This is a genomic window from Synechococcus sp. CCY9201 (assembly GCF_034931105.1).
In the GTDB taxonomy this organism is placed as follows: Bacteria; Cyanobacteriota; Cyanobacteriia; order PCC-6307; family Cyanobiaceae; genus CBW1002.
The window spans coordinates 1-22,320 of the sequence record NZ_JAYGIC010000129.1 but is presented as its reverse complement, the minus strand read 5'-3'; the positions used below and the strand labels follow the sequence as shown (position 1 = coordinate 22,320).

Below are 22,320 nucleotides of genomic sequence, written 5' to 3'. Positions count from 1 at the left end.
ACGATCTGGGCTCGCTGCACGATCGAATGCGGCAGCGACCGGGAATTCGCAAGGGCCCGCAACTGCTGAGCTTCGTCCTCGCTGAGGACCAGCGGAGGCATCGGACGACCAAGCGCCACAGGGCACCTCGGGTGACACCCCTGATTTTAGCTGTTATTACCAGGACGGGACACTAGGAGCCTGTTGCACATAACCCCACCGCCCGCTTCTCCACAGACGCCCTCTAATCTGCCCAGATCCCAGTGACAGCAATAGATCTGGGCGGGAGCATGGGGCATGAGCAAGCCCAAAACCTTCCGCACCTGGAACCCTGAGCAGACGCTGCTGCTGCCGCCCTCGCCGGTGGAGTGGCTGCCTGAGCACCATCTGGTGTTCTTCCTGCTCGATCTGGCCTCTGAGCTGGATCTCTCGGCCATCTATGCGGTCTACGAGGCCAGAGATCCCCGCGGGGTCAAGGCCTATGAGCCGCGGATGATGGTGCTGCTGCTCTTGTACGCCTACTGCGTCGGCATCCCCTCCTCCCGGCGGATCGAGCGGGCCTGCTGGGAGGATGCGGCCTTCCGGGTGCTCACCGGCAACCAGCAGCCGGACCACAGCCGGATCAGTGATTTCCGCCTCGTGCATCTCGATGCCTTGGCGGGCCTGTTTGTGCAGGTGCTGCGGCTCTGCCAGAAGGCGGGCCTGGTGAGCCTGGGCAACGTCGCCCTTGACGGCACCAAGGTCAGGGCCAATGCCTCCAAACACAAGCCATGAGCCATGAGCGCATGCTCAAGAGCGAGGCCCAGCTGGAAGCGGAGATCGCAGCGCTGCTGCGCAAGGCCGAGCTGATCGATGCCCAGGAGGATGCGCGCTACGGCAAGGGCAAACGCGGTGACGAGCTGCCCAAGGAACTGCAGCGCCGCCAGGATCGACTCGACGCCCTGCGCAAAGCCAGAGCGGAGCTGGAGGCGGAGGCCGCCGCCGACCACGCCCGCCGCCGCGAACAGCAGGCCCGCGCTGCAGAGGAGCAGGCCACTGAGGCAGCTGCGGCTGCGGCTGATGACAGCGACAAGATCAATACCGAGGGTGAGGTTTCTGCTCAGGCCCTTGCCAAAGAGGCGCAGCAGGCGGAGCGCCGGGCCAAAGCTGCCCGAGGGCGGGCGGAGCTGGCCCGCAGGCTGGCGATCGAGAAGGCCCAGGCCGCAGGCCTCTCAAACCCGGATCCACTGAGCAGCGTGGATCCGTTGGCGATGCCCAGCCGCAACCTGCCCACCACTTCCGCCGGCGATCCCAAGGCCAAGGCCCAGCGCAACTTCACCGATCCAGGCAGCCACATCCTCAAAGGTGGGGACGGCTGGATCCAGAGCTACAACTGCCAGGCGGCGGTTGATGGTGACCACCAGATCATCGTGGCGGTGGGGGTCAGCAATCAGGCAGCGGACCAGCACCACCTCCTTCCGATGGTGGAGCGGATCGTGGCCAATACCGGCCAGTTGCCCGAGAAGCTGATCGCCGACGCGGGCTACTGCAGCACAAGCAACATTGAGGCGAGCGAGCAGCGCGGGCTGGATGCCTACCTTTCCACCAGCCGGCAGGCGCACGGCAAACGACCTCGGCCATCACGGGGACCTGCGCCCAGGGATCTGGATGCACGGGGCCGGATGGACCGCAAGATCCGCTCAAAGGCAGGCCAGGCGATCTACGCCCTGCGCAAGATCATCGCCGAACCGGTCTTTGGTCAGATCAAAGGAGCACGGGGCCTGGATCGGTTCCTGTTGCGAGGGCTGGAGAAGGTGAACGGTGAATGGAGCCTGATGGCCATCACCCACAACATCGGCAAGCTGCACAGAGCAGCGCTGGCAGCAACCTGAGGGAGGGACCAGTGCTCAGGGCCGCTCAGGCCCCAGGCAGAGCGCAACTTTCAGAGCTCACCCCCAAAGAACGAAAGGAGGGGAGGCTTGTGCCTGCGGAAATGTGCGACACGCTCCTAGCTAGCTGCCCAAGGGAGCTCTAAAATAACAACATCGGCTAAGGGCGGCCGTGCAGCTCTCCAAGCCTTCAAAACTTCCAACACCCTGATTAAAATACTCAAATGGCCGAAAATGTATTTTGGAAAACACTAGCGGCTAACTCTCGTACTACGGGTGTGACTGCTATCCAAGAAATTGATTTCTTAATTCATGAAGTCAAACCAGAGGCCGAACTCGAAGAGAGAGCCAAGTGTATTCGCGAATGCCTTGACGTTGAAATATTATCGCAAAGACAAAGCAGAGCTCTGATTCTTTCCAAGCTTGACAACGATAAGCTTGTTAGACTCGCCAGCTTAGCGAGTATTGCTCCGTCGAGCTTGCTTGACAGTGGATACGAGCTCTCACCGGAACAGAGAAAGAGTTATGAAAAAGCAGTCGTTGGCCGGCAAGTAAATCAAGTCGACAGGAAGGATGACAACACCATTGAGATGCCGGACGAACTGACATTCAAGTATAGTCTATTTAATCATCAGAGGGTAGTGGCTGATCGAATACTAGGACTTATTCGCAGCGAAGAAAAGGGATGCATTGTCCACATGCCTACTGGCTCGGGCAAGACTCGTACTGCCATGTGGACGATATGCAGGGCTATAACTGAGCATCAACTCCGCTGCTGCTGGATTACTTACAATAAAACTCTAATCTCCCAGGCAATAAACGAGTTTCAGAAGGCTTGGCATGCAAAGGGAGATGGCATCTGCAGGATAGGTTATATAACTGGTGAAAAAGAATCGCCAGATCTTAGCCAAGCAAATATGCTTTTTGCCTCATTTGGCAAGCTAAGCATTGACTCCAGAACGGAAGATAGAAGATATATAAGTATGATTGCAGAGCATTCGGATGTGATATTTATAGACGAGGCTCATGAAGCACAAGCCGAGGGGCGAGGTATAGCAATCAGAGCAATCCGCTTTATGAACCCAAACATCAAAGTCATCGGGCTTACAGCAACTCCAGGCAAAAGCCCTGAAGGGTTCAATGACGAAGACTATGATTTAGCGGATCATTTCAAGCAGAATAAAGTTATCCTTGACATACAGGGATACAATAATCCGATAGACTATCTACTAGACAATGAATATCTGTCGCGCCCAAGCTATTTCGAAATCGAGAATACTTGGGGAGGAGATGCTCTATCCGAGGTTCTAGAGATTGTAGCATTAGTCAAGCGACATTCAGCAAGACATGGCAAGATAATTGTATTCTGCAGCTCAGTAGATACGTCTAAGCGTTGCTCAGCATTAACAAGTCTTCTTGGCATAACATCATTCCACGTTGATGGGGAAACCGATGAAGCAAGCCGAGCGAGGATTAGGGAAGAATTTAACACATCAAGCAATGTTGCCTCGGTATTATACAACTGTAATGTGCTGGCAACAGGTTTTGATGCACCTTTAACTACTCTGGTGCTAATTTGTAGACAGGTAAACTCAGTCGTATTGCTTAGTCAAATGATCGGACGAGGACTTAGGGGGCCACGGGCTGGCGGAACCAGTGAGGTAGAAATTGGCCTCGTGCTAAACCGGAGAGACCCTGACAGTCTTAGCATAGCTAGTATGTTTATGAATTGGGAACACCTCTGGAGTTCCTGCTAGCCCTCAGCCATGTCGACTCCAACCCTTAGCCACCGCCCTGGCGCACCGCTATACGAGACCCTCAAGCTGGCGCGAAATGTTGCATACCGCAATACTGATCATGCAATAGCAGAATTAGTCGACAATTCTATTGATGCTGGAGCGACATCAGTCCAGATCATTCTAATACAAGAAGATTATCAACATTCATCTGGAAGAAGTACTGAGAGGGTTTCAGAAGTCATTGTCGCAGATAATGGATGCGGCATGAATGCTGATGTACTTGATAAGGCTATTACAATCAGCGGTTCGGAGTCAAATAGTCAAACAGGGAAAATTGGCAAGTTTGGCTACGGGCTAATCTACTCCTCGATTTATACCTGTAACCGGCTTGATATCTGGTCTTGGCGGGGCGACGGATTTGGAGTACAAGACGCCGTCCACAGTTATGTAGACATGAAAGAACTTGAAGATGACAACAGATCTTCTCATTATTATCCGGCTCAACGTGAGCCTGATGAATATATAAAGTCAGTTTTATATGATTCATCATTGGGCAGTGGAACAATCGTACGTTGGAAAGACTTTGAAAACTTTAGCTGGAAAAAGGCCGAAACTGTAATAGAAAAGGCAGAGAGAGTTATCGGCAGACTGTACCGTAGGCACATAACAGGCTATAAATGTAAGAACGTTGAGATCTTTTTCACTGTAGTCAAGAACCTCAAAGAATCAGGATATGCAACTACTGTTTTGCGGAGACTTGTGCGTGCAAGCGACCCAATGTATTTAATTTCTCCAAGTAACACGCCTGGATTTGAGAATGATTGCATGTTTGAAAGTATTAAAGACTGTGAGATATTTCAAGTCAACTGCCCGGACGAGGAAATCATTGGTGACATACGAATCAATCTTTCTTGTGTGACACGCGATAATTTGTACAAGAGTGCCAGTGATTATCGTGAGGCAGGTGCTAGACCTTGGGGAAAGCATGCATTTGAAAACTCAGGAATAAGCCTTTTAAGAGAAGGGCGTGAACTCTGCCTTCTCACAAGTTTCTACAAAGCTCCTCAAGACCGTTGGTGGGGGATCGAACTTGAGTTTACCAAAGAGCTTGACGACTTTTTTGGTGTAACAAGTGATAAACAACAAGCCACGCGGTTTCAGGACTGTATGGCGCAATACGCAAGTCTAGTAGACAATAGATCAGCTTTGAATGATTACATATCATCGATGGAGTCGCAGACCGAGACAGATGCTCGACTTATCAAGCTAGTTGATGAATTGTATGAGTATAGAAAGTTTCTTTTTGATCGAGTAAAAAGCTATCGTGCCGGAACAAGAAGTGAGGCGGTCAAAGAACGCAGCAGTGAAGTACTGAATGACCCCGAACCCTTCAATCTAGTTGATAGTGCTGCAGCGAAAGCATCGGACGCTAGAAGACGCTACCTTGAAAGGTATCCAGACAGCAATACAGATCACAATGATATCTCTTCAGCAACACCTGAAGAGATTGAAAACTTAAGCAACGAACTACGTAATGAGTTAATTGAAAATCCCCAGGATCCAGATCCTGATGTAGTATTCAAAATTGACCGACTAATAGCACTTAAGCGTACTTTCACCTTTGACTCTAAGAGGAATGAGGAATCCAAGGCATTCTTGTTGCCCAAGAAGTTTGACCTTGGGGTAAAGGTATGTGGCTTTAATAAGTGTCATCCTTTTTACACGGAGATATTGGAGGCATTGGAAAATCTGACTGATGCCAATGGAGAAGCTATTGATCTACTTACTGCTGATGACATTAAGAAGAATCTTATTAAGGCCACTACAGGTCTGTACATCGTCTTCACGTCCTGGTGCGAACTAGAGCTTGAAGCAATAGGTGAGATGAAAGAAAAACTGCAGGATGTCAGGGCAAGTTGGGGTATAATTGCCAGAGATTTTCTCGAATCAAGTGGGGCCCTTGAAACAGACCTAGATCAGGACCTTCAAGCGCCATAGTGTTTAAGCAATTTGTCAGCTTACTTTCAAGCAGCGAACCCTCGATGCATCTTAGCATCATTTCACCCTATATAACTATAAGACCCGTCAAAGCTGTTGCTAGTATTGTCACTTCCCAGACAGAGATCGACATAGTTACCGATTTTAGCTATGATAACTTTATGAGCGGGGCATCCTCATTGGGCGCCTTTGTATTTCTCTCAAACAGGCCACACACAAAGATTTTTACAGTTGACAGACTACATGCTAAAGCGTATATATGTGGCGATAAAGCATTGATAGGCTCTGCAAACTTTACAGATAGAGGTCTAGGCTTTTCTCAGCAGGCGAATGTTGAGGTTCTTGCCCTTGTTGGTCGAGATGATGATTCGGTTAAAGAGCTTTTGAAACAGATTGATGAAATAAAGAAACCTCTTGCCCAATCCGAAATAGAGAAAATGATTACCCATCTATCACGGCAGAGGGCTAGAAATCGAGCTATTATTCAGCAAAGAGTACAGTCAATCTTATCCCGTACTAACTGGGTACCCTCTTGCTCGCTACGCTATCTCATGCAGTACCTTAGCGATGGCTCGCTTTATAAAGTGCCGCTAATATCAAGAGCTAAGATCAATGATGACGCACACTTTCTTGAGAGCCAGCTTGATATTATGTTAAATGCCAAGGATATCGGCAGCCTGATCGGCAAGATACTTGAAATCCCTATTGTACAGCTCGCAGTTGAGTGCAAACTACGTAGTGATAGGTACCTTATCAAGTGCCTAAAAGCAAGCAGTATAAGTGCGGATCAGATTGATGCTCTTGACAATTGGAGCGAGTTCTGTATCTCTTACATATCAGAAGACATGCAGCCTTAAGGTAGGAAGAACGATACTGTGATTACAGATGACATGATGAGCAAAAATCGTCGTCATCACAATCATCATCATCACTCAGAATGTCTAGAAGCATGCTTGATTCATTCTTTCGCTCCTTAAATGACTTTACGGAATCGCGTCTAGCAATTAGGTCGACAAGCGACTCGCCTTTTGTCCAGGTGTAGGAGGAAGAACTAGCTGTGTCTTGAAATTGCTTTTTTTGCTCATAGTTAATGGCTTTATCAAAAAGATCAGGGTGCCTATCATGCAAAGAGATCCACTCAGATCTTCTTTGATAAAAACAGAAATAGCAACCTGATCGCGAACGCCATTCGTAGTATGAAGGTTTACCAACTCCTGCTTCGATTAGCAATGATTCAATATCCTTAAGCTCAAGACCATCGTCAACAAAGGGAAAGACGGTCATAATATTCTTTTTGGACGTGATATACCCCTTCCGATTAGCTTCATCTGCCCTTATTCCAACATAGCTTACTGCTCTATCAGATCCAATCCAGTTTTCCATTGGGTCAATCTTTAGCACCTTGGTACACCACCTCATGTTTGGAGAAGGTAGAGTTCCCCTGTATATCTTGAGCCAATGATCAAAGCTTCGGCCGGAAGAAAGGCGGACTATCTTTTTGCCAAGATAAACCTCTAGCTTGGTCAAGTACTCATATGTCTCAGGCAACTCAGCTCCAGTATCACAGAAGAAATATTCTATCTCGGGCACTTTGTCGCGCATATAGATAGCAAGCGCTGTACTATCCTTGCCACCTGAAAGGCCAAGAATATGCCTCACTTGGTTAGCCATGTTTAACCTCGTTATGGGAAGATGCTCCACGCCGTGGATCAAGATCATCATGATGAGACTTCCGATCGCTCATCGCTTGCTGCGCCCACTCCGCCAAGACAAACTGCACGCCTGAATCTCCAAATGCTTGACTGGCTTCAGCCATCATCCTAGTCACAAAAGATTGCAACGCAGGTGAATGGTCATCTGGAACACTAATAACCTGCTGATGATCTTCACCGTCGCTGGTGGTAATTCCTACACGAACTGCCTTGAACCCCGCCTGGCCATCATCCTGCTGGATGAAGTGCAATGCTTCAAGGCGACGGAAGGCAGGACCCAATTCGTTGAGTGCCACGTGGAAGCGCTGTACATCGGCATCAATCCACTCCGATGGAGGGCGGCCAAGTAGTGAAAGGCCAACTCTTTGTACCCAATCAACGTCAGTTTTTAGGTCTTGATCGGATAATGCAAGTGCAAATGCGCGGAGCTTGGGGTCGAGTATTTGATTCTTCAAACGCCCGGCACGTGGAGTTATATCTACTCGCGTAGATGACCCTTTTATATTAAGAGACGCGTCGATTGCTTTGTTCATTCGCAGCAACAGCCCCTCATAGCATTGATTGACTTCTCTAAATGCAAATGCGATTGCAGACACAACTTCGTCAATCGAATCTTCGCCTAAAGCAGGTAACCCTACGGATTGCGGTAGATCTACAAATAATAACTGGTCAGGCTCTTTGGCTCCTAGGCATGCTTTACGGAGATCCTTCGCGTGAGCAGATAGCTCTTGCGTATGGCGAGCATAGCTCGCCCATTTACGAACTTGACGCAGCAGCTGCTTCACGGCATAAAGCAGGGTTATCTCTCGTGAGCATGGTATATCTAGTGCATCCAAGAGTTTGCCCAGATAGGATCTTCGTAGCTTATCAAGAGCGAAGGAACTACAATGAAAGGTCTCAGGATTCTTGGCTAAACGTTCGATAACGGCAGTGTCAACTCTGGGAACAAAACGACCATCTTCATACAGGCCAGCTTTATCGTCATGAAGAAGTAGATAGTGAGCTAGCAAGACAGGTACAGGCCCATCCTTTAATCCAAAGGGAGGTGCTTTGAGACGATTCCAGAGATCGGAGAGCAGAAACTTGGATTGCTGAGAGCTACGAAAAAACTCATCGATACAGGCATATACCGGAAACAAGTCACTTGTTTGGGGTGGCCACGATAGACCAATTCCAATCTCCTGCAAACCATGTAAACCAACTAAAGCATCGAACATGGCTCGCTCAGGGCCGTAGCCCTTGCTTATCCCACAGAGTTTTTCATCAGCGTGGCTAGCCATACTTTCTATTAGGATCCTCCGCGCTTTTGCACCTTGTGAGGTGAGCTCTCTCCTAGATAGCATTTCATTTGGAATACGTGGCGTGCACGAATAAACCTCATCACATACCGTTGAAAGCAAAGCCGCAGTGGAACGATGGCTTGAACCAGGAACATTCTTGGCAAATGGCCGTAGAAGCTGGACCTCTGATATCAAGGTCACCTGCAAGAGAGGAAGCACTTGTTCTTGCAATTTCTGCAAAGACACTGCTAGCCGCTCTTGCGCTTCACGCCTCGCGACCCAATCCTGGTCGGGAATGACCTTGCCTTTCAGCATGGTTTGATAAGCATGGACGTAGCTGACAAGTTGACGTAAGTCGGCTGGTCGGTTCATACGCACCAAAACCACTGCTGGAGCCCAGAGAGGCAGCTTTAAATCCTCGGGGTCCTGATCGCTTAACCACCAGACTAAGAGTCCATCAGGATCACTGAACTCGGCTTCTAGTCTTGACAGATCAGAGCGCGAGGATGCAAAACATTGTTGAAACAGTCGTACAACACAACGCTGCTGACTATGACGAGTTGCGATCAAAGGTTGTAGGACCAATGTGCTAGCCAGAAGCTGATCTAATGGCTCCTTCCGATAGCTAGCCATTAGCAGGCGAACCTGCTCACCAAGATCAAAATCAGAACCACGCCAAATCCGATACTCATCGGCTTGTTCGCGGTAGGTAATGAAGCCTGTGCTGCTCAGCTGCTCAAGCGCTGATTCTAATGAATAGGTCTCCCGTGCTCGACTTTTCAGAATCCAGCTGAGGAGCTCTCTATTGGCACGCACTACACCCGAGCTTGAGCACAAGTTGAACAGGCCAATAGTTTTGAGAATCTCGAGCTCAAAATCGATGAGACCAACCGCATCGCGCAAACGAGTTTGAATTTCAATCCAACGTTGTGCCAAGCTAGGTAAGGCACTTGTGCTCCCTGCTGAAGCAAGGAAGTAGTCATAGAGATGCCATGGCATCACCCACCCATCTACTAGTTCCTCACTTTGGATCAGCCATTGCAGACTTCCTTCATCGGCCGAGCCAAGGAACTTGAAGAGAGAGCGTTCATGTTGACCGTATTTACTACAGAGCTCTGGCAGTAATATTGCTGTAAGCGGATGTAATGGAGCCAAGGTCTCAAACTGCAGGCTGAGTTGATCGATCAGCTGCAGTTCATGTGCTTTGTCACAAACTGAGTCTGCGCCATCAGGCCGATCTAAATTAAGCCGCTGCAAGCAGCGGGCCATCAAAAAGCCCGTTGTTTGACTGGAGTCGGAAAAGGGGAAGTCACGGAATCGACCTTGAATCTTCGCCCATTCCCGCTGTCTTAAACCGGCTGCATCGGCGGCATAGTCGTCAAAGGCCAAATGCTGCAGGGTGACAAGTGCAAGCGGTTTGCCTTTGCGATTTTCGCTCTGCTCGATCAGCTGTTGCAGCACATAAAGATCTCCTGACCTGGAGCGGTGCTCAGAAAACCACTCCAATGCTTTGCCAAACTCATCTATGCAGAGCAACACTGGCTGCTCTAGGCAAATTGCTTTTATGGCCTTCACGAGGTCGCGCTCTTCTAACGGCTCTGAAGCGAGTAAAGTTTGCACACGATTTTGAAGATCGCCGAGGCCAGCAAGCTGATCAAGTGATGAAACCAGTGCCTCTCGAAGAATGCTCAGAAGGGGAGCCCGCTGTGCCGTAATTTTTACCACGACAAAGCCACTATTGGTGACTCCTAGGCGTTCACGCATCGCCTTTACCGAATTAGCCAAGGGGCTTGACTCTGCTTCAAGCAGCGCCATGGCCGCTTGATGGGCATCAGAGCATTTGGGCTCAAACAGAGCCGATAAAAAAACGGCAAAGCTCGACTTGCCGGATCCGTAGGGCCCGGTCAAGGAAAATGCTTTGTAGTCGTTTGAAGCCAAAGCATCCAACAATTGGCACAAGAGCTCCAAGCCTCGAGGGGTTGGGATGTACCCCTGCAAACCGGCGCTTGTGCCGTCACGCTCTAAGCGGGTAGAACGGCGGAAGATTTGAAGCTGATCTTGATTGAACATAACTACTTTCTCATCCCTGCTTCAACAAGAGCAGCTGAAAACTCCATGCGCTGAAGCAAATCATTTTTGCAAGATCCCAATGACTTCTCTGCCGTTGTAGGACTGGAGCGGAAACGGGCTCGCTTGAGTTCCTCAAGCCTTTCAATCAGTGTACTTGAAGCATAGAGAGGTTTTTGACCGCCATCAGCAATAGCCCGCGCTTGCTGATCAGTTGAGTTGTAGTATTGCCGTAAAGCTTGCCAGCGAATGTCCCGCAAGTCTGCCTTTAAGACTATTTGCATGGAGCCAATACTGTCGCTCAGGTCTATCCAAGTCGACAGCGAAGGTTCTGATAGGGTGCGAATTAGCTGATCTTCCCGAATCTTTAAAATCCGTCCCGGGCTGTTTACCTCTTTAAGTAGTCGAGTCAATGACACGGTGGAGGCACTATGTTGAATGTTGACTAGGTAGTCAGCACAGCAGTACAAGACCACTTCGGCTTCAATGAGCGCTGGGCTTTGAAAGCGAAAGCGACGCTTCTGACCCGGTACCGTGGATAGCAGGCCTAGCTGGCGCAAAGGAGCATCAAGTGCATCGTCGATTTGACTGGCTCCTGTCGCCACATAGGTGCGCAAAAAGCAGCTACTATCGCGAATCAGAGTGTTTTGTACAGGTTTCCAATCTCCTACTCCTTTGAGACACTCCTCAAAAAAAGCCTGTTCTAGGTCCGATGCGTTGAACTCTTGCGGCCGAAACACGTTGAAGGCATACCAAGCGAGTGGCACCATCGAGTACGGAGCCGGCTGTAGCATCCACCAATGGAGTAACCATAGTGATCCCGTCAGCTCGAGATAGGGGTCGGCTCCCGCATTAGGATCAAGGAGTGCATCTCCACGTCGCGTAGGGGATGCCGCAGCCAACCGCTCTTTAGGTGGCTTTACCTCCTTTAGTAGTGTGCTGGCTTCTCCCCAGTAACGAATTGCTCGCACCATGTTTTTCCCCACGCCAAGCAGAAGCGGGGCATCTTGGTTCTGAAACACATACGGATTCTCCTTCGCTTCGAACACTGACTTGCTGAACCAGCCCCAGCGAGGGTGGAAGGTCTCATGGCGGCCAAATACTGGACGGCAGCATTCCTGAAGGGTGTCCACTAGGCAGCCTCCTGAATCATGGAGCGTACATAGCTACATGCTTCGGCAAGTATCTTTATGGCTTGATCGATCTCCTCAGTCGTGTTGGCTTGCGATAGGCTGAAGCGTAGACACTCATCTGCTGCTTTACGGTCAAGACCCATGGCTATCAGTACGTGAGACGGTAGAAGAGTCGCATTAGAGCAGGCTGAGCCTGGCGAACAGCAAATAGAAGGTGCTGAGGCCATCAAGGCCTCGGCATCCACTCCATTAAAGCGAAGGAGGAGGGTGTTGGGTAGGCAGTCATCTTCTGGACTTATCCGCTCTATCGGCCCCGCTGACTTTGATAGCCCTTCAAATAGGCGCTCTCTTAGGGCCTTTACCGAATCCCAGTCAGACTGATCAGCGGCAGCTTGCAGTGCACGGGCGAATGCTACAGCCCCGGGAACATTTACGGTGCCCGAGCGCTTCCCGCCTTGGTGCCCACCACCATGCTGCTGCTCTGATAGCGAAATCCCCGCACGGGCGAACAACAATCCCACTCCTTTAGGACCATGCAGCTTGTGGGCACTTGCAGAGAGCAAATCAACTCCCCATTCAGCCAGGTTCACAGGCATCCGACCAAGCCACTGAGTAGCATCAGTATGGCAATAGGCACCTACTTGATGGCAGGCCTCAGCGACATGCGCAATTGGCTGAAGTGAACCCACCTCATTGTTGGCAGCCATAACCGAGACCAAAAGAGTGTCCTGAGTCAGTTTCGAACGAAAGTCTGCAAGGCTCAAGCGGCCCGAGGAGTCTACCTCGAGATGATCTACAACTGCCCCACGCGCTCGAAGCACTTCGGCAGTCTCAAGTACAGAAGGATGTTCTATCGTACTTACTAGAATCCTCCTTCGCGGCTGACGCCGGAACATTTCAGCCTCGAAAACGCCTGCCAAAGCCAGGTTGTTAGCTTCGGTAGCGCCCGAGGTGATCACTAACTCGCCAGCCCTGCAGCCCAAGTGAAAGGCAATGGATTGCTTGGCTCGGTTCAAAACGCTCTTAGCTTTTTGCCCAAGCCTGTGCGGGCTAGCCGAATTTGCCCAGCAGCACGCTTCCGCCTCTGCCAGAGCCTCTATGACCTCCTGGCGCGGCTGCGTTGTCGCGTTGTTGTCCAGGTAGATCAGCTGCAGTACGGGCGTACTGCACCAATTATAGCGGCACCATGGGTAGGGGGCTGCCCTGGGCAGTGCGCTATCGAAGGCGGTGCCTCAGGGCTCTGGCCCGCTGCGTCTCTACCAGCCTGAGCAGGTCACCGAAAGGCATTCGGCCGATAACGCCGTCTGTTAAGAGCTTCTTATCAGTTCCTGGGTGAGGCGGCGCTGACAGCCTATGGCTGTATGAGCGCTAGTCGGGATCGGCTAAGACCTTCTCGGAGCAATCATTCATCGTCCCCTTGGGCTCTAATCCTGCTGCTCTTTTCTCCACACTTCCGTGGAGCTTGCTTCAAATGTCAGGCAAATGCCACTTCGCGGTCTGCTGTCTGCAGGTAAGGCGTATCAATCCGGCAACGATTATGCGCCTATCTATTTTATCCTAAGCCACTCGCCTTGCTCATAACATGTTGGTGGATCCCACCATCACCCTCGACCCCTGATCACTCGCTAATACTTCAATCCCGCAGCGTATGTGCTCGCGTAGGGCCTCAACATGGCTGATGATCCCGATCATTCGACCCCCTTCACGAAGGCGGTTAAGTTCATCCATCGCTAGTTGCAGGTTGTCTGGATCCAGCGTGCCAAAGCCCTCATCAATGAACAGGGCGTCCAGGTGAACCCCGCCGGTATGCCCTTACACCGAATCGGCCACACCGAGCGCTAGGGCGAGCGATGCCTGGAAGGTTTCACCACCTGAGAGGCTGCTGATCTCCCGCTGATCCCCCGTGTAGGCATCCAGCACCCGCAGACCTAGGCCGGCATTGCGGCTACCGCGGCCGCCCTCATCAGTGAGCCGTAGCTGATAGCGACCTGACGTCATAAGCTCGAGCCGCTGGATTGCAGAGCCGCGGATCTCCGCGAGGTAAGCCGAAAGGACCCAGCGCTGCATGGAGACGAAGGGAGAAGCTTTGCGTGAAGCAGCCTCATCATGGATTTAGCCGTGAACGACCCGGTCCTTGAAGATGCTTCACCTGCAGCATGTACATCAATCGATTGTGAGTGCCTCTTCCGCATCATGTGATTCTTTGGTATTCAAGACGGATGGAGGTTTCCAGCCTCCACCCACCCTATTGCTGAATTCATAGAAGAAGTCGAGTCCCTCATGTATCTGTGGCAGCGGGTTGCCCATCTCTTTTCCCCCTAGCCTCGGTCTATTGCTTCCATTCATCGCCCCCTCATCCACGCCCAAGCCGTCCCAGACCACACAAACCCGCCCTTCATCGAGGAGCTTCTGCGCCTCGTCGTCGTTGGATTCTGCTTGCATTAACCAGATCGTCATGGCTTCCTACCTCCGGCACCATGCAACCGCACCGCCTCCTCGTACTCCGCCCCGATCCCTAGCCCTGAGTCCTCGTTCGGCATCAGCCGCTTCATCCCCACGTGGATCAGGCAGGCCAGGGCCAGGTCGCTCCAGCTGCCGGGCAGGGTCTTGAGGCTGCGGGAGGTGCCGGGCTCGTTGATCTGCAGACCCCCCTGCCCCACGGCACCGACCTCACTGAGCACCGCCAGGAAGCGCTGCTGGTCCATCCCCTCGAATAGCTGCAGGGCCTGGAGGCAGTAGCTCACCGCGTCCTGCCGCAGCCCATCGGGCTGGTCGGCCCGCAGGTCGCGTCTGGCGATGCTGCTGCGCAGATCCTTGGCTTTCTCCGCCAGCTCGCCGTAGGGCTAGGAGCCTGTCGCGCATAGATCGTCGGACAGAATTCGAGCGCTTTTCCACCGGAATGGAAAGCCAGGCCGGAATCGAACTGAGACAGCAGTGAATTGATATCTTCGTGCTGGTTAACCAAGATCGCAAATGCTGCAACCAATCTCAAGAGCCAGGCGTCACCGAAGCAAGATTGCCTTTGAGACAATTCCGAGACCGGATTGGGCGTTGGCGCAGAGAGAGTTGGTTCGTTTTGCTCGAAACGACCTATGTGCAACAGGCTCCTAGGAGACTGTCGCGCATAGATCGTCGGACAGAATTCGAGCGCTTTTCCACCGGAATGGAAAGCCAGGCCGGAATCGAACTGAGACAGCAGTGAATTGATATCTTCGTGCTGGTTAACCAAGATCGCAAATGCTGCAACCAATCTCAAGAGCCAGGCGTCACCGAAGCAAGATTGCCTTTGAGACCATTCCGAGACCGGATTGGGCGTTGGCGCGGAGAGAGTTGGTTCGTTTTGCTCGAAACGGCCTATGTGCAACAGGCTCCTAGGCCTCGATCACCCGCAGCAGCAGCCGATCGGCCTCGTCGCGGTGCTCGTCTGGATCCAGCTCCAGCAAGGCCTGGGCCAGGTTGAAGGTGGCAATCAGGTCGTCCGGTGCTGCCGTCAGTGCCAGGCGGAAGCGCACCACCGCTGCCGCATAGGCCCCAGCGATCACCAGCAGGCTGCCAAGGCTACGAGGGCAAAGCTGTTGCCTGGCTCCACCTCGATCGCTGCCTCCGGCGCCTGGCGGGCTTCTGCCTTGTCGCCCAGCCGCATGGCAGCAAGCGCCAGCGCCACCTGGGCATTGGCTTGGGCGTGGGCATCGGGCGCATTGGCCACCACCGCCCGACGCAGCAGCAGCCGGGCCTCCTCCAGCCGGCCTTCTTCGCTGGCGAGGACGCCCAGGTTGTAGAGGGCCTCCGGGTGTTCGGGCTGCAGCTGCAGCAGGGTTTCCAGCAGCGGGCGGGCTTCATCGAACCGGCGCTGCTGCAGGAGTGGGCCGATGGACGCCATGGCCGGTGCTTCCGCAGGGGCCGGCTCCCAGGCCACCTCGATGCGGCCGGCGGCGAACACCACCGACAGCTGACCGGCCCATCCCGGCGTAGGACTTCTGGAAGTAGTCGGTCACCGCCCGGTGGAACGCCTCGCTGCCAGGGGTGCGGCTGCCCTCGGGCAGGAGGGAGGCACAAAGCTGGCCTCTTCAATCGAGAACGCCGTGCCTTCCATCAGGGCGTCTTCCAGACGTACCAGCGGGAGAGGCCCAGCTTCTCGGCCCAGCCGTCGACGATCTCCCGATCTGGATCGGCCGTGGCCGGCTCTGCGCGGGTGATGGCGATCAGCTCCTTGGCCAGGACCTCAAACCCTGCTGCCTGGTACGGGATCGCCAGCGGCGGGATGCCCACCCGCTCGGCGGCCTGGAAGGCGTAGGCGGCGTTCATCGCCCGGGCTGGCCTTCACCACCTCGGCGGGGCTCATCTTGTCCACCTCGGCATTGAGGCAAGGCACGTTCTGCTGCACCTGGCTCTGCAGAACGGCCGCCTGCAGGCCCCGGAGCTCCGGCACCTGCTCGAACAGCCAGCGATCGGCCCACAGCCCCGGACCCATCGAGCGCAGCTGAACCATCAGCCCGTCGTAGAAGCGCAGCCCCGCTTGCCGGGCCTGAGCCAGGCCGAGGCGGCCCTTGAACAGCTTCTCCACCTGGGAGACCACCCTCTCCTTGGCCTCGCGCTTCTCGGTGAGGTTCACCCGCTGCTCAGCCGGCACCTGCACGATGCGCAGCAGCAGGGCAGCCTCAAAGGCCACGTGGTAGCTGCTGGCCTCGTCGGCATCCCGGTAGGCGATCAGATGCGCCTGGTACTCCGGCGTCGCCGGCCGCAGGGTGGCCAGGGTGCTGAGGTCGCTCTGCTGGGCTACCGCCACCGGCAGGCCGCTGGTCTCCTCCACCTGCTTGAGCAGACGGTTCACGGCCGGCAGGAGCGCATGGGCAGGCATCGCCGGGCCAGGACAAGCAGGAAGCAACCCCACGGTATCGAGAGCCGCGGCGCGCTCCTTGCTGGATTCTTCAGCCGAAACCCTTAGCTGGCCCTCGGCTGCCGGGCGGCAGCAGCGGGATCTCGATCTCTGCCCCCTGCTCCACCGGGTAGCCCTCCAGCTCCAGGTGCAGGTCGCTGCACACCAGCGTCAGCGGTGGCTCCAGGCCCTGGGCCTGCATGAACACCAGCACCACGTCCTGCCCAGGACCGGCGGCATCGGGATGGCGCTTGACGTCCTGCTGGAACCGCAGGGACGTGTATTTCTTGAGGTCAGGCCGGGCGGAGAGCACGTTGGTGCGCAGGAAGCGGGCGTTGCCGTACTCGTTCTGGTTCACGAACATCACATAGGGTTCATCCCCATCCGGCCCGGGCAGATCGTCCTGGGTGGTGATCCGGATGTCCTTCACGGCAGGGCTGACTGGGGGGGCAGTGCACCCAGCATCCGTGATCCGGTCAGGATGGGGCACGCCCGCCAGCGAGCACCGTGAGCGCACCCCTGCAGATCGGCGACACCGTTCGCTTCTCCCGGGCCTTCCTGCAGTCGATGGCCATGGTGAGCGGCCCTGATGCCCCGACCAGCAGCGGACCCTTCGCGCGGGGCACGGTGACCGCTATTGGGCCGATCATCCCCAACAGCCCGCTGGTGGTGGCGACGGTGAGCTGGGCCGATGGCGTCACCACCCAGGTGAACGTGACCAACCTCGAGGTCCAGCCCGGCAACCCCCCGCTCACACCCCGATGAGTCGGCTGACGCCTGAATCGATCAAGCGGGCCGAAAACATAACCAGTGATTTTCACTTTCGTGGTGGAATGAGATCGCCATATTCAACATCAACAGTCCAGTCCGAATAAATTTGACTACTGCTGCTGGTTATTGAGAAAGTTGCCGACCCATCTCGCGATATATCAACTTCGTACGTGATCCCATCCTCCTTCGCCCTGTAAAATACGTAGCTACCAGTCCTAAGGCCCACAGTTGTAGAATCTTCATGTCCCTTGGGCTGACGAGTCACTTGAAGCGGAAGGGACTTCACGGAATACCTGGATGAGTCGCTGGACTGATTGATAACAACCATATGCGTGGGCCCCATCCCGCGCAGGCAAACGGCGACCTTGTAGCCATTAAATTGCCCTTGAACATCAAGCCCCATCTCTAGGGCATTGCAAATATTTGAATCTTCCGCCATGGCTGAACTAACATGCGGGTGGGTAAAGAGCAGGCTTGCTGTAAGGCTCAGTGAAAAAATGCTGAGTCTTAACGCTCGACGCGACCTCATGGTGAACACTTCCCGCCTGCAGGCAACAAGCGGTAAATGCGCTTCATGCATTAACATTCAGGGACCTTAGGTGTCAAGTTTATAATGGCTATTGCGTTGATTGCATGGTCGACGGATTGATCATTGTCACCATTCTTAGGGAGACTCTGGAAAACCCTGTCACCCTACGCGAGAATGGCCCTGTGATCGCAGGTGTGGACTGGCTTCATGGGCGCTAAGCAGTTCGGTTTTGGTGATTACGAGCAGTCGACGGCCAAAAAGCGCACCAAGCGCGAGCGCTTCCTGGCTGAGATGGAGGCGGTTGTGCCGTGGAAAGCGCTGGTTGATCTGATCGAGCCCCACTACCCCAGGACCACCAGCAAGGGCGGTCGGCCTCCTTACCCGCTTGAGACGATGCTGCGGATTCATCTGCTGCAGCAGTGGTATGACCTGAGCGATCCAGCGATGGAGGATGCGTTGATCGAGGTGGCGACGATGCGCCGCTTTGCCGGCATTGCCCTGATCAGCGACCGGATCCCGGATGAGACCACGATCCTGGCGTTCCGGCATCTGCTGGAGCAGAACGATCTGGGTGAGCAGATTTTCAAAGCCGTGAATGCGCACCTCAAGGCCAACGGGATGGCAATGAAGCAGGGCACGATCGTCGATGCCACCATCATCGCGGCACCAAGCTCAACCAAGAATGAGAAGCGGGAACGGGATCCGGAGATGCACCAGACCAAGAAAGGCAACCAGTGGTACTTCGGGATGAAAGTGCATATCGGGGTGGACAGCGAGAGCGGCCTGATCCATTCAGTGGAAACCACGGCCGCCAATGTCCATGACCTCACCCCAGCGGCTGAGCTGCTGCACGGTGAGGAGACAGTGGTCTACGCGGATGCCGGCTATCAGGGAATTGAGAAGCGAGAGGAGATGCAAGGCAGAGGCATCGGCTTCCGGGTTGCCATGCGCCCAGGCAAGCGGCGGGCCTTACCGGATACACCCGAGGGGCGGGTTGATGATCTGATCGAGACGGCCAAAGCACACGTCCGTGCCAAGGTGGAGCATCCGTTCCGGGTGATCAAACGGCAGTTCGGCTTTCAGAAGACCCGGCTGCGGGGCACGCTCAAGAACGGCTGCAAGGTGAAGGTGCTGGCAGCACTCTCCAACCTGTTCATGGCGCGGCATGAGCTGCTATGCAGGACATGATTGGGGGCGTGGTGTGCCCATTTGGGGCGAACACCGCCTCAAATGAGCGAGGTTCAGCCTCCAAATCGCCGAATTCAGGCTGATCGGAGCCTGATCGGCGATCAAAATGTTCATCAGGGACAAATCAAGGCCAGGCGCCCTCCTTGAGCGCTTGTTGTCCAGAGGTTCCTTAGTTTAGCCACCTGCCCGGCGCCCAAGATGCACAGCGGCAAGGGCTTCTCGGCTGGCAGTGCGGACAACACCGGCACCGTGACGCCGCAGGCCCCGGTGTGGATCGGCAAGGACTTCCGGCTCGATCGCACCCCCAAGGCCCCATCAGAAGGGACCGCGGCTGGCAGCAGCAGCGTCTCGCGCCGGCCCCACTGGCGCCGCGGCCATTGGCACACCGTGCTGCATGGCGAGAAGCGTCAGAGCCGGCGGATGCAGTGGTTCCAGCCGGTGTATGTGGCGCTCGGCTGATCGGTGATCGCTGCCTGGCACCACCCCCGTGAAGACTGATCTCAATGTTCGCACCGATACAGACCAACCCCGCAGAAGCGCCGATGGTGAACTTTCAGAAGGACAGACGATGCAGCGTTCCAGCAGCCAGGCCGTGCTCTCCCGCTACCGCCTGATCGACAGCGGCTGTGAACCGCATCGCCAGCTTGATGGCCAGTACGGCAGCCTCGATGAAGCGATTGCTGATGCCATTGCCTGGGTGGACCCCTGGCCGATGCCCACCATGCCGCCCAGCCGATCGGGGTGGATGTGGCCACCGGCGATGGCAACTGGCGCACCTGCCTCCTGCCCGCAGCGTTGCTCTGCCCCCTGCTCTGCGAGCTCCCTGGCTGAACCAGCTGACCTGTGAATTTCCCTGGGCCCTGCCAACAGAAAACCCCCGCGCATGGCGGGGGTTCTCCGGAGCGGCCGTGACTGGCAAAACGGCGCTCTGATTGGCGTCGAGGGCGCTGACGCCTTATTTCAAGGCTGCAGCTGGGTGTACGGGAAGCGCAGCCGTGCGCAACAAACGATCACGCGGCGACGGCCGTCTCCTCTGCCGTAGAGCCCAGCGGCAGCAGCTGGATCTGCTTGCGGCCCAGCTTGATCTCGAACTCATCACCGGGCTCCAGGCCCAACTGGGCCGTGTAGGCCTTGCCGACGAGCAGGTTGCCGTTGAACTGCACCCTGGTCACATAGCTCAAGCTGCGGCCAGCCTTCGCTTTCGCCTAACTCAGGGGCGCGGCTCCAGTCCCTCCAGTGCCGTGCCCAGCTCACCGATGAACTCTTCATCCACCTCGGTGGCGGTGAGTTCCTCGCCCACCAGGTCCTGGATCAGGGGGTAGAAGCGCACCTCGAACCACTTGCGGAACACCTCGTAGGTGCGCTCCGCCGGCCAGGTGCCGGTGTCGCGATGCCAGTAATCGAGCTCCGCCTCAAAGATCGCCTCGTAGACCTCCTCGAGGATTTCTTCGGCCTCCTCTTGCGTGTCGTAGTCAGGGATCAAATAGAGGCAGGCCTCCCGGGCTCCAGCAGCGTCAATCTCCAGGTCGAGACCCTGAGCCCAATCGAGCAGCTTCTGGCTGGGGAAGATCCCCACCGCGCAGCGGTTCACCACGGCCATGGCCCACCCGGCGGCATTGCCCAAACGCTAGGTCTGCCCACCTGAACAGGCATGGCACTGCCGGGGAAGCCAGTCAAATTCTCGGTTCGAGGAGAAGGGGCCAGGAGGATGGGACCTTCTCATTGAAGGCTCCTGAGGCACGCCATGAAGGTGATCGTCGATCTCTGCGTTGTTCCGATCGGGGTCGGCATCAACCTGGCCCCCTACATCGCTGCGTGTGAGCGGGTGCTGCTGGACGCCGGCCTCAAGATCCAGCTGCACCCCAACGGCACCGCGATCGAGGGCGAGTGGGGGCCGGTATTTGCTGCGATTGAGGCTTGCCATTCGGCCGTACACGCCATGGGCGCTCCCCGCATCTTCACCACCGTGAAGGTCAACACCCGCACCGATCGAGATCAGACGCTGGAAGACAAGGTGGCGAGCGTCGAAGCGTTGCTCCAACAACTGCCGGAAGGGGGCCAATGAAAAGGGCGCCCCGTGTCGGGCGCCCTACTGCTTCGCAGAAGCCCAAGGGCTAGGGCCGGTTGCAGGGTCTCGGCTCGCGCTGACCTGATCGAGGTCTCTGATCCATGGATAGATCCGCTGGACCGCCGTGTCAGTACGGCAAGCCGTTCCCTCCCGGCGACGGCGGCAGACTGGGTTCATCGGTACGGAGCAAGGAGAGGCCATGACCACGACCCTGGAGAAACCCGCCACGCTGCAGTGCGCCTGCCCTGGCTGTCACTGCACGTTGCAAGAGGACAGCCCGTTCCGCAACGGCGCCCTGCTGTTCTGCAGCGAGGTCTGCGCCAAAGGGCACCCCAACGGTGAGCCCTGCCACGCCGGCTGTGGCTGTGAATGCCATGGCTGAATCGGCTCCACCCTCTGCGGGGCCGATTCCCCTGGAGCTACCGCTCAGCTGAGCCACTCCGCCAGCTTGGTGTAACGCCTGCGGCCCAGGTGGTTCTTGACGGCCATCGCCAAGGCCTTCTTCTGGCCCACCAGCACCACCAGCTGCTTGCCTCTGGTGATGCCGGTGTACACCAGGTTGCGTTGCAGCATTGCGTAGTGCTGGGTGAGCAAGGGGATCACCACGGCGGGATATTCACTGCCCTGGCTCTTGTGGATCGTGCAGGCGTAGGCGGGCACCAGGTTGTCGAGTTCCCCCCAGCCATAGGTCACCTCGCGGCCGTCAAATCGCACGGTTAGTTCACTGGCATCGGCGTCAATCGTTTCCACCGTGCCCACATCGCCGTTGAACACCTCCTTCTCGTAGTCGTTGGCCACCTGCATCACCTTGTCGGCCGGGGCAAAGCGCCAGCCGAAACGATCCACCTGCTCAGGTGGATCGGGGTTGAGCAGCGTCTGCAGCTCGATGTTGAGCGACCTTGACCCGCAACCACCGTGCGCCATCGGGCAGAGCACCTGCACCTGGGCGATCGGATCGAGGCCAAAGCGGGCCGGGATGCGCTCGCCCACCACCTTGAGGATCAGGGCCACCGCCTGCTCGGGTGTCTCGGCAGGCAGGAAATAGAAGTCGGTGGTGGCCTCAGCCGGCGGCGGCCGCAGATCGGGGATGGTGCCGGCGTTGATGGCGTGGG

At 55.3% G+C, this 22,320-nt stretch carries 25 protein-coding genes and 1 pseudogene; 11 read left to right on the top strand and 15 right to left on the bottom strand.

What is annotated here, in order from left to right:
• The first annotated feature begins 276 nt into the window (after nucleotides 1-276).
• From VB716_RS12825 to VB716_RS12805, 5 genes are all read left to right on the top strand, one after another.
• The gene (locus VB716_RS12825) at nucleotides 277-753 is read left to right on the top strand and encodes a transposase (protein ID WP_323270698.1); all 477 of its coding nucleotides are present in this window, start codon (nucleotides 277-279) and stop codon (nucleotides 751-753) included.
• Nucleotides 750-1,850: a transposase gene (locus VB716_RS12820; RefSeq protein WP_323270697.1), complete on the top strand. Its 1,101-nt coding sequence runs from the start codon at nucleotides 750-752 to the stop codon at nucleotides 1,848-1,850. Before VB716_RS12825 ends, VB716_RS12820 begins: the two co-directional genes overlap by 4 nt.
• Nucleotides 1,851-2,071: 221 nt before the next feature.
• Complete coding sequence (locus VB716_RS12815) at nucleotides 2,072-3,604, top strand: DEAD/DEAH box helicase (RefSeq protein WP_323270696.1); 1,533 nt, start codon at nucleotides 2,072-2,074, stop codon at nucleotides 3,602-3,604.
• 9 nt (nucleotides 3,605-3,613) lie between these two features.
• Nucleotides 3,614-5,584 (top strand): ATP-binding protein, encoded by a 1,971-nt coding sequence (locus VB716_RS12810; RefSeq protein ID WP_323270695.1) that lies wholly within the window; start codon nucleotides 3,614-3,616, stop codon nucleotides 5,582-5,584.
• On the top strand, nucleotides 5,584-6,441 hold the full coding sequence (locus VB716_RS12805; RefSeq protein WP_323270694.1) for a phospholipase D-like domain-containing protein: 858 nt from the start codon (nucleotides 5,584-5,586) through the stop codon (nucleotides 6,439-6,441). The genes VB716_RS12810 and VB716_RS12805 overlap by 1 nt, the downstream gene beginning before the upstream one ends.
• Nucleotides 6,442-6,463: 22 nt before the next feature.
• Here the strand turns inward: VB716_RS12805 and VB716_RS12800 are convergent, their stop codons facing one another.
• From VB716_RS12800 to VB716_RS12745, 12 genes are all read right to left on the bottom strand, one after another.
• The gene (locus VB716_RS12800) at nucleotides 6,464-7,285 is read right to left on the bottom strand and encodes a phosphoadenosine phosphosulfate reductase family protein (protein ID WP_323270693.1); all 822 of its coding nucleotides are present in this window, start codon (nucleotides 7,283-7,285) and stop codon (nucleotides 6,464-6,466) included.
• Entirely contained in the window at nucleotides 7,248-10,646 is a 3,399-nt protein-coding gene (locus tag VB716_RS12795; protein WP_323270692.1) for a hypothetical protein, read from the bottom strand. Before VB716_RS12795 ends, VB716_RS12800 begins: the two co-directional genes overlap by 38 nt.
• Nucleotides 10,647-10,648: 2 nt before the next feature.
• Nucleotides 10,649-11,776 (bottom strand): DUF4007 family protein, encoded by a 1,128-nt coding sequence (locus tag VB716_RS12790; protein WP_323270691.1) that lies wholly within the window; start codon nucleotides 11,774-11,776, stop codon nucleotides 10,649-10,651.
• Nucleotides 11,776-12,915 carry a cysteine desulfurase family protein gene (locus VB716_RS12785; protein ID WP_323270700.1) on the bottom strand — a complete coding sequence of 380 codons (1,140 nt, stop codon included), beginning with the start codon at nucleotides 12,913-12,915 and terminating at the stop codon, nucleotides 11,776-11,778. Before VB716_RS12785 ends, VB716_RS12790 begins: the two co-directional genes overlap by 1 nt.
• Nucleotides 12,916-13,588: 673 nt before the next feature.
• The gene (locus VB716_RS12780) at nucleotides 13,589-13,843 is read right to left on the bottom strand and encodes a hypothetical protein (protein WP_323270690.1); all 255 of its coding nucleotides are present in this window, start codon (nucleotides 13,841-13,843) and stop codon (nucleotides 13,589-13,591) included.
• A gap of 96 nt (nucleotides 13,844-13,939) precedes the next feature.
• Nucleotides 13,940-14,233 carry a hypothetical protein gene (locus VB716_RS12775; RefSeq protein WP_323270688.1) on the bottom strand — a complete coding sequence of 98 codons (294 nt, stop codon included), beginning with the start codon at nucleotides 14,231-14,233 and terminating at the stop codon, nucleotides 13,940-13,942.
• A complete protein-coding gene (locus tag VB716_RS12770; RefSeq protein WP_323270687.1) occupies nucleotides 14,230-14,520 on the bottom strand; it encodes a hypothetical protein in 291 nt (96 codons plus the stop codon). The genes VB716_RS12775 and VB716_RS12770 overlap by 4 nt, the downstream gene beginning before the upstream one ends.
• Before the next feature lie 627 nt (nucleotides 14,521-15,147).
• Nucleotides 15,148-15,318, bottom strand: a complete 171-nt coding sequence (locus tag VB716_RS12765) for a hypothetical protein (protein WP_323270686.1) — start codon at nucleotides 15,316-15,318, stop codon at nucleotides 15,148-15,150.
• The gene (locus VB716_RS12760; protein ID WP_323270685.1) at nucleotides 15,315-15,719 is read right to left on the bottom strand and encodes a tetratricopeptide repeat protein; all 405 of its coding nucleotides are present in this window, start codon (nucleotides 15,717-15,719) and stop codon (nucleotides 15,315-15,317) included. Before VB716_RS12760 ends, VB716_RS12765 begins: the two co-directional genes overlap by 4 nt.
• A 149-nt stretch (nucleotides 15,720-15,868) precedes the next feature.
• On the bottom strand, nucleotides 15,869-16,045 hold the full coding sequence (locus tag VB716_RS12755) for a hypothetical protein (RefSeq protein ID WP_323270684.1): 177 nt from the start codon (nucleotides 16,043-16,045) through the stop codon (nucleotides 15,869-15,871).
• A complete protein-coding gene (locus tag VB716_RS12750) occupies nucleotides 15,999-16,634 on the bottom strand; it encodes a hypothetical protein (RefSeq protein WP_323270683.1) in 636 nt (211 codons plus the stop codon). The genes VB716_RS12755 and VB716_RS12750 overlap by 47 nt, the downstream gene beginning before the upstream one ends.
• 70 nt (nucleotides 16,635-16,704) lie before the next feature.
• The gene (locus tag VB716_RS12745) at nucleotides 16,705-17,082 is read right to left on the bottom strand and encodes a hypothetical protein (protein WP_323270682.1); all 378 of its coding nucleotides are present in this window, start codon (nucleotides 17,080-17,082) and stop codon (nucleotides 16,705-16,707) included.
• Between the two features lie 77 nt (nucleotides 17,083-17,159).
• On the opposite strand from VB716_RS12745, the gene VB716_RS12740 reads away from it, so the two are divergent.
• The 4 genes from VB716_RS12740 (at nucleotide 17,160) to VB716_RS12725 (ending at nucleotide 19,987) form a co-directional block, all read left to right on the top strand.
• Nucleotides 17,160-17,417, top strand: a complete 258-nt coding sequence (locus tag VB716_RS12740; RefSeq protein ID WP_323270681.1) for a hypothetical protein — start codon at nucleotides 17,160-17,162, stop codon at nucleotides 17,415-17,417.
• A gap of 742 nt (nucleotides 17,418-18,159) precedes the next feature.
• Nucleotides 18,160-19,140 (top strand): IS5 family transposase, encoded by a 981-nt coding sequence (locus tag VB716_RS12735; protein ID WP_323270680.1) that lies wholly within the window; start codon nucleotides 18,160-18,162, stop codon nucleotides 19,138-19,140.
• A gap of 198 nt (nucleotides 19,141-19,338) precedes the next feature.
• A complete protein-coding gene (locus VB716_RS12730) occupies nucleotides 19,339-19,599 on the top strand; it encodes a hypothetical protein (protein ID WP_323270679.1) in 261 nt (86 codons plus the stop codon).
• A gap of 28 nt (nucleotides 19,600-19,627) precedes the next feature.
• Complete coding sequence (locus tag VB716_RS12725) at nucleotides 19,628-19,987, top strand: hypothetical protein (RefSeq protein ID WP_323270678.1); 360 nt, start codon at nucleotides 19,628-19,630, stop codon at nucleotides 19,985-19,987.
• A gap of 163 nt (nucleotides 19,988-20,150) precedes the next feature.
• Here the strand turns inward: VB716_RS12725 and VB716_RS12720 are convergent.
• A pseudogene (locus VB716_RS12720) lies at nucleotides 20,151-20,336 on the bottom strand (AbrB family transcriptional regulator); the annotation flags it as partial.
• Between the two features lie 14 nt (nucleotides 20,337-20,350).
• Nucleotides 20,351-20,740 (bottom strand): hypothetical protein, encoded by a 390-nt coding sequence (locus VB716_RS12715; RefSeq protein WP_323270677.1) that lies wholly within the window; start codon nucleotides 20,738-20,740, stop codon nucleotides 20,351-20,353.
• Nucleotides 20,741-20,884: 144 nt separating this feature from the next.
• Between VB716_RS12715 and VB716_RS12710 the strand changes: the two genes are divergently transcribed.
• Together VB716_RS12710 and VB716_RS12705 are read left to right on the top strand one after the other, a co-directional pair.
• The gene (locus VB716_RS12710; protein ID WP_323270676.1) at nucleotides 20,885-21,205 is read left to right on the top strand and encodes an MTH1187 family thiamine-binding protein; all 321 of its coding nucleotides are present in this window, start codon (nucleotides 20,885-20,887) and stop codon (nucleotides 21,203-21,205) included.
• 202 nt (nucleotides 21,206-21,407) lie between these two features.
• Nucleotides 21,408-21,590, top strand: coding sequence for a conjugal transfer protein TrbI (locus VB716_RS12705; RefSeq protein WP_323270675.1), 183 nt, complete (start codon nucleotides 21,408-21,410; stop codon nucleotides 21,588-21,590).
• 44 nt (nucleotides 21,591-21,634) lie between these two features.
• On the opposite strand, the gene VB716_RS12700 is transcribed toward VB716_RS12705, so the two are convergent.
• A partial coding sequence (locus VB716_RS12700) for an ATP-dependent DNA helicase (protein ID WP_323270674.1) occupies nucleotides 21,635-22,320 on the bottom strand: 686 nt, incomplete at its 5' end.